This is a genomic window from Bauldia sp. (genome assembly GCF_020442045.1).
Classification (GTDB): domain Bacteria; phylum Pseudomonadota; class Alphaproteobacteria; order Rhizobiales; family Kaistiaceae; genus Bauldia.
Genome location: NZ_JAGRLA010000052.1, coordinates 12,903 through 24,446, shown reverse-complemented (window position 1 = coordinate 24,446; position 11,544 = coordinate 12,903). Strand labels below are relative to the sequence as shown.

The following is an 11,544-nucleotide window of genomic DNA, read 5'->3' as shown; positions in this document are numbered from 1 at the left end:
TGGAGCGTCAAACCTATGGGCGCAGAATCAGCGTCTCGCCGATGCGCGGCACCGCTCCGCCGGCGTCGAGGAAGCGACGCCGCTGTTCCCTCGGGGCTTCTTCGCTCAGCGGAAAGGTTCCCCAATGGATGCCGATCGCCGTCTTCGCGCCCATGATGGCGGCGACCCTGGCCGCCTGGTCCGGATCGACGTGGAAGGGCTCCTGGAACCAGCGCGGCGACCATGCGCCGATGGGAACCAGCGCGACGTCGACCGGGCCGGAGCGTCGCCTGATCTCCTCGAAGATCGACCCGAATCCGGTGTCTCCCGCGAAATAGACCCGGTTGCCACCCTGCCCCAGGATCCACCCGTTCCACGACATCGCATTCAGCTTGTAGGGCGGCCGCCGGACCCCGTGGATCGCCGGCACCGCCTCGATCGACACATCGCCGTCACGAGTGCTTTCGAACCAGTCGAGTTCACGGACATGGCGAAGGCCGGTCTTCTCCATCAGAGGCGACGTGCCGGCCGGAACGAATGTCTCGACCGCCGGATATCGGTGCGCCAGGCGCCGCAGGCTCGGCAGGTCGAGATGATCGTGATCGGCATGGGAGATGAGGATAATGTCGATGTCCGGCAGGTCGTAAAGCGATGGTCGCGGCGGCACCAGGCGCTTCAGTCGCACCGGGCCGCTGCCGACCGAGTCCAACAGGACCGGATCGGTGAGGATCCACGTCTCCCCCATCCTGATCAGCGTGGTAGCGTGACCGATCCAGGTGACGGCCAGCTCCGCGTCCGTTGCCCTCTCGACTCCCTCGCGTGCCGTCTCCGGCGTGAGGACGTGGCCGGCCGGCAGGTCGTCCGCTTCCGCGAAGAGACCGAGGAACATCCGGCGGGCATGCCGGCGCCAGTCTTCCCGTTCGATATGGTCGGGCGAGGTGAACGACCCGACATTGTGGAAACGGCCGCCGGCGTAGTGAAAGCTGTCGACGGGCGCCTCCGCGGTCGCGACGCATCCCGCCGCGGCCGCGGCGGCAAGCATCGCGATCCCGTGTCGCGCCCCGTGCATCAGGAAAACAGCCGCCGGTATTCGGCCGAGGCATAGCGGTCGGTCATGCCGGCGAGGAAATCGGCGATCTGTCGCGCGGCCGCGGCGTCGTCGAGGTGGTCACCCGGACGCCACGCGGCCGGCAAGGTCGCCGGATCGGCGCGGTAGCGCTCGAACAGGCGGCGGACCTTGCGCTCCGCCTCGCCCATCACGTCCATCACCGTATCATGGCGATAGACCGCGGTGTGGAGATGCCGTTTGATCTCGTCATCGGCCGAACGCATGGCGTCGGAGAAGCCGATCGCCGGCCGCCCCGCCCCGCGGATATCGTCGCTCGATGCCGGCGCGATGTCGTCGAGCCGCCTCAGGGACTCGCCGATCACGTCCTCGATCATCCTGGTGATCAGCCGCCGGCTCAGCTCATGGGTGACACGCTCGACGGCCAGATCCGGGTATTCGGCCCTGATCTCCCGAAGCAGGCGTCCGGGCAGTTCGAGCCTGGCGAGGCTGTCGAGGGTCAGCAGGCCTGCACGCAGGCCGTCGTCGATGTCATGGGTATCGTAGGCGATATCGTCGGCGATCGCCGCGGCCTGCGCCTCGGCGCCCGGCCAGCTCCAAAGCCAGAGGTCGAGCTGGTGCGATATCTCGGTGAATGTCCGTGGGATGCCGCCCCCGGCATAGCGCCCGATCGGCGCGCCGCCGCGGTCGGTCAATGGACCATTGTGCTTGACCAGCCCTTCGAGCGTCTCCCAGGTGAGGTTGAGCCCGTCGAAACGCGGATAGCGCCGCTCGAGCCGGGTGACCACGCGCACGCTCTGGGCATTGTGGTCGAAACCGCCGAAACCCGCCATCGCCGCGTCGAGCGCGCGTTCTCCGGCGTGGCCGAAGGGCGGGTGGCCGATATCGTGGGCGAGCGCGAGGGCCTCGGCGAGATCCTCGTCGAGCCGCAGGGCACGGGCAAGCGCCCGCGCGATCTGCGAGACCTCCAGCGTGTGGGTCAGGCGCGTCCGGAAGTGGTCGCCCTCGTCGACAAGGAAGACCTGGGTCTTCTCGCGCAGCCGCCGGAAGCCGGTCGAGTGGACGACCCGGTCGCGGTCGCGCTGGAACTCGGTTCGCGTCGGACTGGCGGGCTCGGCGAAGAGCCGCCCCCGACTCCGCGCCGGATCCTCCGCGAAGACCGACCGGTCGCCGCCGCCAAATCCGATCCCTTGCGTCAACATTCCGAGCCCCGCGCCGGCAATTGACTTCGTCCCCGTCGCTTCATACCTATCGCATATGCGGAACGACAAGCGATGACAGACGTTTCGATCACCACCGTAACGCTTTCCGACAGCGCCGCTGCCCGTATCGCGAGGATTCTCGCGGCGGAGCCGGATGGCACGGCGCTGCGGATCAGCGTGTCCGGTGGCGGATGCTCCGGCTTTCAGTATGGCTTCGATCTCGACAAGGAGCGAAGCGAGGACGATCTCGTCCTCGAAAGAGACGGCGCGGCGGTGCTGATCGACTCGATCTCCCTCCCCTACATGGAGGGCTCGGTGATCGACTTCGTCGACGACATGATCGGCCAGTCCTTCCAGATCCGGAACCCCAACGCGACCGCGTCCTGCGGCTGCGGGACCAGCTTCTCGATCTGACCCCCGGCAATCCCCGCGCTACTGGAACGCGGTCTCGGCGAAGCTCCTGAGCTTGCGCGAATGCAGCCTTTCCGGCTCCATGGCACGGAGCTTCTCCATCGCCCTGATCCCGATCTCGAGATGCTGGCCGACCTGGCGGCGATAGAAATCGGACGCCATGCCGGGGAGTTTCAGCTCGCCGTGGAGCGGCTTGTCCGAGACGCAGAGCAGCGTCCCATAGGGAACCCGGAAGCGAAAGCCGTTGGCCGCGACCGTCGCCGATTCCATGTCGAGGGCGATCGCCCGCGACTGCGAGAAGCGCTGGACCGGCTCACGGTGATCCCGCAATTCCCAGTTCCGGTTGTCGATGGTCGCGACCGTGCCGGTGCGCATGATCCGCTTCAGCTCATAGCCCGAGAGCCCGGTGACCTCGGCAACCGTATCCTCGATCGCCACCTGGACTTCGGCCAGCGGCGGAATCGGCACCCATTTCGGCAGGTCGCCGTCGAGAACGTGGTCTTCGCGGACGTAACCATGGGCCAGCACATAGTCGCCGAGTGCCTGGGTGTTGCGGAGTCCCGCGCAGTGGCCAAGCATCATCCAGGCGTGCGGCCTGAGGACCGCGATATGGTCGGTAATCGTCTTGGCGTTCGACGGCCCGACGCCGATATTCACCATGGTCAGTCCCATATGTCCGGGCCTGGTCAGGTGGTAGGCGGGCATCTGCGGCAGGCGCTCCGGCGCGACGCCGGTCGTCGGCGCATCTTGGCCGGCGAGCGTGACGACGTTGCCGGGCTCGACGAAGCTTTCATATCCGGTTTCGCCAGCCGCCATCATCAGCCGGGCCCGTTCGACGAACTCGTCGACGTAGAACTGGTAGTTGGTGAAGATCACGAAATTCTGGAAGCAGTCCGAATGGGTGGCCGTGTAATGGGGCAGCCTGTGCAGCGAATAATCGATCCGCGATGCGGTGAACGGCGCCAGCGGCAACGGCTGTCCCGGGGCGGCTTCGAATGTGCCGTTGACGATCGAGTCGTCCATCACCGCGAGGTCGGGCACATCGAAAATGTCGCGCAGCGGCGTTTCGATCATGTCGACGATCTTGCCCTCGACGTGAACGCCGCCGGGAAAGGCGAAATGGAGCGGAATTGGTTCGTCCGACGGCCCGATCTCGACCGCCACATTGTGGTTGCGCAGCAACAGCCGGATTTGCTCGGTCAGGTAACCGCGGAAGAGGTCCGGGCGGGTGATCGTCGTCGAATAGACTCCGGGGCCGGCGACGTGGCCATAGGAAAGCCGGGAATCGATCTGGGCGAACGTCGCGGATTCGAACCGCACCTCGGGATAGGTCGCACGAACGCGACCGCCCAGGTTTCCCGTCTCCAGCAGCTTGGCGAACTGCTCCCGCAGGAAGGCGGTATGGCGCTCGTAGATCAGCTCGAGCTGCGCGACGGCGGCTTCCGCGTCCCGGAAGCTCTTCCGTGCGATCCGCCGCGGCGTGATCAGATCCTGGGAAGAACGGCTCATTCCTGCACCTCGTTCAAGGTGCGCCGGAATGTCAACTACCGCCCGCCGCCGGTCAAGCACGCGGCGGCGGGGCGCCCCGGTCGCGGGTATCGATCAGCCCTTGAGAGTCGCCTGCAGCGTGATGTTCTCGACGGCGGCAAGGGCCCTGGAGACGGGGCAGATTTCCTTCGCCTTGTTGGCCGCCGCCATGAAGGCCGCCTCCGAGACGCCGGGAACCTCGGCCTCGGCCGTCAGCACGATGCCGGTGATGCCGACACCCGCCTCGATCGTCACCTGGGCCTCCGTCCTGATGTTCGTCGGAGGAGTACCTTCCGACGTCAGGACGCCCGAGAGCTGCATCGAGTAACAGGAGGCGTGCGCCGCCGCGATCAGTTGCTCCGGGTTGGTGAGCTCACCCGTCTCGAACCGCGACGCGAAGGTGTAGGCGTCCTTGAATGTGCCGAAAGCGACCTCGCCCCCGCCTTCCTTGAGTGAACCGTTCCACTGTGCGCTTGCCTTAGAAACAACGGCCATATCCGCCTCCTTCGGTTTGGTGTGGGTCACACCGATATGGCGGTGGCGCGGGAAAATCCAGAGCAAAGCGAGCCTTTCTCCGCTTCGCCCGGTGAAAAGACTGGTCGCGCCCGTCGTGGCCGCTATGCTCGCCCGCAACAGACGCGCGGAGGATTGGATTGCGAATCGCGACGTGGAACATCAACGGCGTCCGGGCCCGGATTGACGGCGCGGTCGCCTGGGTGCGCGACGCCGCGCCGGACGTCGTCTGCTTCCAGGAGATCAAGAGCGAGGATGCCGCCTTCCCGCGCGAGGCTTTCGAGGACCTCGGCTACAACGTCGAGACCCACGGCCAGAAAGGCTTCAACGGCGTCGCCATCCTTTCCAGGCTGCCGATCGACGAAGTCTCCCGCGGCCTGCCGGGAGATGACGACGACGGCCAGGCACGTTTCATCGAGGCGGTGTTTTCGGTCGAGGGGGGCGCGATTCGCGTCGCGTCCCTCTACCTCCCGAACGGCAATCCGGTCGGCTCCGACAAATACGCCTACAAGCTCGCCTGGATGGACCGGTTCGAGGCCTATGCCCACGCCCGCCTCGCCTCGGAGGAAATGTTCGTCCTCGCCGGCGACTACAATGTGATTCCCGAGCCGGAGGACGCGCGCCATCCCGAGAACTGGCGCGACGACGCGCTGTTCCAGCCCGAGACCCGCCAGCGCTTCCGCCGCCTGATCAACCTCGGCCTGACCGACGCTTTCCGGGCGTGCACGTCGGAGCCCGGCCACTACTCCTTCTGGGACTATCAGGCCGGCGCCTGGCAGCGGAACAACGGCATCCGCATCGACCACCTGCTCCTGTCGCCACCCGCCGCGGACAGGCTGGTTTCGGCGATGATCGACAAGCGGACCCGCGGCTGGGACAAGCCCTCCGACCACGTTCCCGTGGTGATCGAGCTCGACCTCTGATGCCGCAATCCCGCCATGACTCGCCAAATCGGGCGGATGCGTGGTCGTCGGCGGCCGGACAGGATTAAGTTTCCTTAACTGGATATGGCGGCGCGGCCGGCGTTAGCCTCCGGGTGTGAGCGGAGACCCGCCGGCGGATGGAGCAACCATTCGCGACCCGACGAGCCAGGACCGCTCATCAAGGAACGAGCTGGCGTCCTCCGTCAGCCGTCTCACAGGACCAAGACCATGAAACGCATGATTGTGCCCGCGGCGATCGCCGCGGTTCTCGCCACGACCTCGCTCGCCCTCGCGGACCAGGCCACCGGGACCGTGAAGAGCTTCGATTCCGGCGCGATGACCCTCATCCTCCAGGACGGCACGACCTACTACCTCCCCAAGAATTTCAAGAATCCGGGTCTGAAATCGGGTGAGCAGGTGCGGATCACCTGGGCCATGCAGAATGGCAGGCACGTCGCGAGCGATGTCTCCATCCAGTAGCCACCGCCGAGGGCGCGGCAGGCACTCCCACCCGCCCACGTCCTCGCTCATGGCAAACGGCCGTCCGACGGCCCCTCCGCCAGGGTCGGCCATACAGAAGGAAATGACCATGTTCTCGAGACTGATTATCGCCGGAGCGACACTTGCGGCCTTGGCCGCGCCGGCCCTCGCCGCCACCGGTTCCCAGATGGAGCCACGTCACGCAGCGGCATGGACCGTATTGCAGGATGCCGGCAGGAACGCCTGTTATGTCGCGGACAGGAAGGCCGGGCCCGGCGAAGCCCAGGTCAGTGGCTTCTTCCGAAGCGAGATACAAGCGCAGGCTGCTATCGGTTCGATTGCGAGCTGCCAGCGGGGCGCGACGCTGCCGAGCGACACGATGCAGTCGTTCTACAACACCTGAGATCGGCGCAAGACGTGAGGAAGGACCGGCTTACGGCCCTTCCTCCCCTCGACGACGGACTCCCCTCGGCGCTGCCCGCGCGGGAGATGATCACGCGGTTGTGGGTTGAGCCCGTCGGGGATCGTTGCGACACTTGCGGCGTCAAGGGAGGCGGAATGCGATGATCGGCAACCACCTCATGCGGTCTCTGGTCGTTGCGGCCGGTGTCGCGGCGACCCTGCCGGCATTCGCGGCGGAGGTAACGCTCGTCTGCACCAATGCCGGGAACCAATACCAGGTCGGTGACTATGCCTGCCTGCCCGCCTGCCATGGCCGGCAACGCTATGCGCGCTGCGACTCGATAGCCGAGAATGCGACCTGGACCTACATTTCGGACGTCTGTCCGATGGCGCTGTTCACGCCGAAGGCGCCGGCGGCAAGTTTCGCGCCGGTCCGCACGGCGATGTCGCCGATCCCCTACGATATCCCGTTGAACGCGATCGCCCCGGCATTTGCCGAGCGCATCGCCGCGGCCGGACAGTCCGCGCGGTCCGACACCTTGACGGTGACGACACTCGCCCGCCGGTAGGCGCCTGAGCCGAGGCTACTGCCGCTTCTCCCAATCGCCGGCGAGCGCCATGGCGGTGCGGCGCTCATTCTCCGTCGCGATGGAAACCGCCCGCTCCTGCATGTCGTAAATCCATCGGTCGGACGGGTCGGCCTTGTTGCGTGCGATCGTCAGGTACATGAGGCCGAGCACCGGCTGGCGCGGCACGCCGTCACCCTCGAACAGCAGGTGGCCGAGCAGCGCCTGCGCGTCGGCATCGCCCTTGTCGGCAGCGAGCTTGGCCCACCGCGCCGCCTGCAGCGGATCACGATCGCCGCCCTCGCCCTGATAATACATCCAGGCGAGCTTCAATTGCGCTTCCGGGTCGCCGAAATAGGATGCCGCATAGCCATAGATCTGGCGGGCGCGGCGAAGGTCCTGCTTCACCTTGGTGTCCGGGATGCCCTCTTCGTAATATTCGCCGAGGGCGACGAAGGCATTCGACACGAAGCGCGAGTCCCGCTGGGTCGGATTGTCGTCGGCATGGGCGTCGGCCATCTCGCTGAAGAGTTCGAAGGCCTTGTAGTCGTCGCGGGCGATGCCGTCGCCCTCGGCATACATCCGGCCGAGCTTCCACTGGGCGATCGCGTTGCCCTTGTCGGCGGCGAAGCTCAACGCCTCGATCGCGCTCTCCTTGTCGCCGCTCCGGTATGAATCGAGCCCATATTCGAGAGCATCGACCGGTGCCGTCTCTTCGTTCAAATTCTTGACGTCGAACGCCATCGCGTTGCTGGCCAACACGCCAAACGCAACAAACGCCACCAGTCGGGGAAACACGCTACGCGCCTGCATCGCTCACTACTTCCGTCGTCTGTCGGACCATGCGACTGCTGTCAGCCCTGCGACGTCCGCTCGACCCGCGTCGGGCCGCGCACGGCGTCCCGATCCGAAAGTCTATGCTTGCCGCAAACATGCACTTCAACGACGATCCTTGACCTCGGCCTCCGGGTCCGAGCAGCGCAGCGACACCAATAGCCGTCTCCCGGCAACGCGGGCCGTGACAGGACGGGTTTCGGGTCAGGTGCGTTGCCCCCCTCGGCAGGCAACCTGATGTGGCATCACCCTTCACGCCACTTTATGGCCGAACGGCGGCGTGTCGGTTTCTTCTACCCGCAAGAGGTTAACTTCCCGGAACACTGTGGCGAGCCTGCAACAGATCGCCCTTACCGACCGGCCGGGCGCCGGCGGAATCTCCCGGACTGCGCGCGCCTGGCCGGTCTAGACTCCGTAGAGCTTGCGCCATTCCCTGGCCGGACCGCCGAGTTTCTTGGCGCAGGCCTTGAGCTCTCCGGCGAAGCGCTCGGCGACCAGTTCCCTGACCCGGTCGGGCATCGGGGCGGAGGACTTGCCGCTTTTGCGGTTGAAGTCCGGCGCGATGCGTTCCGTCGGCTTGTCCGGATCGCCCCCGAGGAAGGTGATGATGTCGTGCCGGAACCTGGCGGCGTCGGACACCAGGTCGTCGAAGAAGAAGAGGCCGAAATGGCCCGGCCGGACCCGGCTCTTCCAGGTCTCGACGATCTGGGAGGAGAAGGACCGCGCATCGTAGCGGCGTTGCGACAGGAGCTTCACCACCGCCTTCTCGTCGAGCCCTTCCGAGAGGCGCCGCTTGTAGACATGCATGCGGACCTGCGACCAGAAGCGCTTGACCGGGTCGCGCGCGATGAAGACGTATTTCGCCTCGCCGAACTGCCCGACGATCCGATCGACCATCGCCGGCCGCAGGGCCGAATAGGCCGGCGTCACGTCGCCGGTAAGCCGCCCTCCCTTCCGGTCGAAGAGAGCCGTGTAACCATCCATGTCGATCGAATCCATCGGCAGGGCGGCGAAATCCGAAAGGAAGGTCAGATCTTCGGCAACGATCGGGCGCCGGTAGTCGCGATGGCGACGCTTGTTGAGACGATCGAGGTCGTCTGTCGCGTCACCGAGCATCTTCTCCGCGATGCGCCTCCGCGGCCGCGAAAGGTTGAAATACTTCAGCTCCTTCATCGGAGGCATCCAGAAGTCGGGATGAAGGCTGAGCTGGTCGTAGAGCCATTGGGTCCCTGCCTTCTGGGCGCCGATGCAGAAGAAGTCCGGCCCGCGCATCCGGGACAGCCGGATGGAATCGCCGGTCTGCCGCGTCTCTTCCCCGTTCATGTTCCGATCGCGCAATACTCGTTTCCTTCGCCGGCCGGTCATCAGGGCCTGCCGGTCATCTGGCCGGCACCCGCAGGCCCGGTCCTTGCGGAGAGCCTGATCCCGGCATCATGTCGACGCTATCCGGAACGTAGCAGGAACGCCCTCGCACCTTTGACCCGGAAATGCCAAACTGCTGGATGATTCGACCACAGCGATATGCCCTCCTGAATTCTCGAAATCAATGAAAACCAAAGCGAAAGAATCCGACGACCTGTTCGGCACGATCGATGAGCAGGTTGGCGAACTCAAAGCCGTCGCCGAGGCTGCTCGCCGGCCTCGCGCGAAGTCCGTCCGCAAGGTCGCCAACGGCGCGCCGGTGAGCGACTCCGATTATTCGGCCGCGGATATCGAGGTGCTCGAGGGTCTGGAGCCGGTTCGGCGGCGCCCCGGCATGTATATCGGCGGGACCGACGAAAAGGGTCTCCACCACCTCTTCGCCGAGGTCATCGACAACGCCATGGACGAGGCCGTTGCCGGCCATGCGACCTGGATCGACGTGCAGCTCGACGCCGATGGCTTTGTCTCCGTCACTGACAACGGTCGCGGCATGCCGATCGATCCACATCCCAAGTTCAAGTCGAAATCGGCTCTGGAGGTCATCATGACGGTCCTCCACGCGGGAGGAAAATTCGACTCCAAGGTCTACGACACGTCCGGCGGACTCCACGGCGTCGGCGTTTCCGTGGTCAACGCGCTGTCGGAGTCGCTCGAGGTCGAGGTGGCACGCGGCCGGCGACTCTATGGCCAGACCTTCGCCAGGGGTGTGCCGACCAGCGGCCTCGAGGAGCGCGGCGAGGTCCACAATCGCCGCGGCACGCGCGTGCGCTTCCTTCCCGACCCCGAGATCTTCGGCAAGGACGCCGCCTTCCGTCCGGAACGTCTCTTCGCGATGAGCCGGTCCAAGGCCTATCTCTTCGGTGGTGTCCAGATCCGCTGGCAGTGCGACTCGTCGCTTGTCGAGGGGACGGATACGCCAGAGAAGGCCGAATTTCACTTCCCCGGCGGGCTCTCCGACTATCTTGCGGCCGAGCTCGCCGGCGAGAAGACGATCGTCCCCATCTTCGCCGGCAAGACCGACAAGGCGAGCGGCCACGGCGCCGCCGAATGGGCGGTCGGATGGTTCCCGGGCGATGGCTTCGTCCGCTCCTATTGCAACACCATCCCGACCGCCGAAGGCGGGACGCATGAGGCCGGCCTCCGCGCCGCGCTGGTCAAGGGATTGAAGGCCCATGCCGAGCGGACTGGCAACAAGCGCGCCGCGGTCATCACCGGCGACGACGTCATGACCTCGGCCGGCGGCCTGCTTTCCGTCTTCATCCGCGAGCCGGAATTCGTCGGCCAGACCAAGGACAGGCTGGCCACCGCCCAGGCGACGCGGATCGTCGAGAACGCGGTGCGCGATCCCTTCGACCACTGGCTCGCCGGCTCGCCGAACGACGCCAGCAAGCTGCTCGAATGGGTGATCGACCGCGCCGAGGAGCGGCTCCGTCGACGCAAGGAAAAGGAGATCGGCCGCCAGAACGCGACCCGCAAGCTCCGGCTGCCCGGCAAGCTTGCCGACTGCAGCGCCCGCAGCAAGGAGGGCACCGAGATCTTCATCGTCGAGGGCGACTCGGCCGGCGGCTCCGCCAAGCAGGCGCGCAACCGGGCGACGCAGGCGATCCTGCCGCTGCGCGGCAAGATCCTCAACGTCGCGAATGCCGGCCGCGACAAGCTTGCGCAGAACCAGCAGCTGGCCGACCTCATGCAGGCGCTGGGGGTCGGAACCGGCAGCCGCTACCGTGCCGAGGACCTTCGCTACGAGCGCGTCATCATCATGACCGACGCCGACGTCGACGGCGCCCATATCGCTTCGCTGCTGATCACCTTCTTCTTCCGCCAGATGCCCGAGTTGATCCGCGAAGGCCACCTCTACCTCGCCGTCCCGCCGCTCTACCGCCTCACCCAGGGTAGCAAGACCGTCTACGCACGGGACGAGGCGCATCGCGAAGAACTGCTCAAGTCGGCCTTCACCGGCAAGGGCAAGGTGGAGATCGGGCGCTTCAAGGGGCTCGGCGAGATGCTCCCGGCCCAGCTCAAGGAGACCACCATGGCGCCGGAGCGCCGGATTCTGCTCCGCGTCGAGATCGTCGGGGACGAACCGACCGGAGCGACGGTCGAGAGCCTGATGGGCAACAAGGCCGAGGAGCGCTTCCGCTTCATTCAGGAACGGGCCGAGTTCGCCCACGACCTTGACATCTAGCCGATACCTACCCGCGGTTGGTGGACCTCCCTCT

The 11,544-nt window shown here is 66.0% G+C and carries 12 protein-coding genes; 6 read left to right on the top strand and 6 right to left on the bottom strand.

Annotated elements, in window-relative coordinates; genetic code table 11:
* Window positions 1-13: 13 nt before the first annotated feature.
* Window positions 14-1,048, bottom strand: a complete 1,035-nt coding sequence (locus tag KDJ86_RS06075; RefSeq protein WP_291743971.1) for an MBL fold metallo-hydrolase — start codon at window positions 1,046-1,048, stop codon at window positions 14-16.
* The gene (locus tag KDJ86_RS06070; protein ID WP_291743969.1) at window positions 1,048-2,247 is read right to left on the bottom strand and encodes a deoxyguanosinetriphosphate triphosphohydrolase; all 1,200 of its coding nucleotides are present in this window, start codon (window positions 2,245-2,247) and stop codon (window positions 1,048-1,050) included. Before KDJ86_RS06070 ends, KDJ86_RS06075 begins: the two co-directional genes overlap by 1 nt.
* Before the next feature lie 87 nt (window positions 2,248-2,334).
* Between KDJ86_RS06070 and erpA the strand changes: the two genes are divergently transcribed.
* Window positions 2,335-2,661 carry an iron-sulfur cluster insertion protein ErpA gene (erpA, locus tag KDJ86_RS06065; protein WP_291744014.1) on the top strand — a complete coding sequence of 109 codons (327 nt, stop codon included), beginning with the start codon at window positions 2,335-2,337 and terminating at the stop codon, window positions 2,659-2,661.
* A gap of 18 nt (window positions 2,662-2,679) precedes the next feature.
* Here erpA and KDJ86_RS06060 read toward each other — a convergent pair whose 3' ends face one another.
* Together KDJ86_RS06060 and KDJ86_RS06055 are read right to left on the bottom strand one after the other, a co-directional pair.
* On the bottom strand, window positions 2,680-4,167 hold the full coding sequence (locus tag KDJ86_RS06060; RefSeq protein WP_291743967.1) for an AMP nucleosidase: 1,488 nt from the start codon (window positions 4,165-4,167) through the stop codon (window positions 2,680-2,682).
* A gap of 93 nt (window positions 4,168-4,260) precedes the next feature.
* The gene (locus KDJ86_RS06055; RefSeq protein WP_291743965.1) at window positions 4,261-4,680 is read right to left on the bottom strand and encodes an OsmC family peroxiredoxin; all 420 of its coding nucleotides are present in this window, start codon (window positions 4,678-4,680) and stop codon (window positions 4,261-4,263) included.
* A gap of 158 nt (window positions 4,681-4,838) precedes the next feature.
* Between KDJ86_RS06055 and xth the strand changes: the two genes are divergently transcribed.
* The 4 genes from xth (at window position 4,839) to KDJ86_RS06035 (ending at window position 7,072) form a co-directional block, all read left to right on the top strand.
* Window positions 4,839-5,621 carry an exodeoxyribonuclease III gene (xth, locus tag KDJ86_RS06050; protein WP_291743963.1) on the top strand — a complete coding sequence of 261 codons (783 nt, stop codon included), beginning with the start codon at window positions 4,839-4,841 and terminating at the stop codon, window positions 5,619-5,621.
* A gap of 228 nt (window positions 5,622-5,849) precedes the next feature.
* Window positions 5,850-6,101 (top strand): DUF1344 domain-containing protein, encoded by a 252-nt coding sequence (locus KDJ86_RS06045; RefSeq protein ID WP_291743962.1) that lies wholly within the window; start codon window positions 5,850-5,852, stop codon window positions 6,099-6,101.
* Window positions 6,102-6,204: 103 nt separating this feature from the next.
* Window positions 6,205-6,504: a hypothetical protein gene (locus KDJ86_RS06040; protein ID WP_291743960.1), complete on the top strand. Its 300-nt coding sequence runs from the start codon at window positions 6,205-6,207 to the stop codon at window positions 6,502-6,504.
* Window positions 6,505-6,664: 160 nt separating this feature from the next.
* Window positions 6,665-7,072 carry a hypothetical protein gene (locus tag KDJ86_RS06035; protein ID WP_291743958.1) on the top strand — a complete coding sequence of 136 codons (408 nt, stop codon included), beginning with the start codon at window positions 6,665-6,667 and terminating at the stop codon, window positions 7,070-7,072.
* Between the two features lie 15 nt (window positions 7,073-7,087).
* On the opposite strand, the gene KDJ86_RS06030 is transcribed toward KDJ86_RS06035, so the two are convergent.
* The gene (locus KDJ86_RS06030; protein WP_291743956.1) at window positions 7,088-7,882 is read right to left on the bottom strand and encodes a tetratricopeptide repeat protein; all 795 of its coding nucleotides are present in this window, start codon (window positions 7,880-7,882) and stop codon (window positions 7,088-7,090) included.
* A 426-nt stretch (window positions 7,883-8,308) separates the two neighbouring features.
* Window positions 8,309-9,241, bottom strand: a complete 933-nt coding sequence (locus KDJ86_RS06025) for a sulfotransferase (protein ID WP_291743954.1) — start codon at window positions 9,239-9,241, stop codon at window positions 8,309-8,311.
* 208 nt (window positions 9,242-9,449) lie between these two features.
* Between KDJ86_RS06025 and parE the strand changes: the two genes are divergently transcribed.
* Window positions 9,450-11,510 carry a DNA topoisomerase IV subunit B gene (gene parE, locus KDJ86_RS06020; RefSeq protein WP_291743952.1) on the top strand — a complete coding sequence of 687 codons (2,061 nt, stop codon included), beginning with the start codon at window positions 9,450-9,452 and terminating at the stop codon, window positions 11,508-11,510.
* Window positions 11,511-11,544 lie beyond the last annotated feature (34 nt).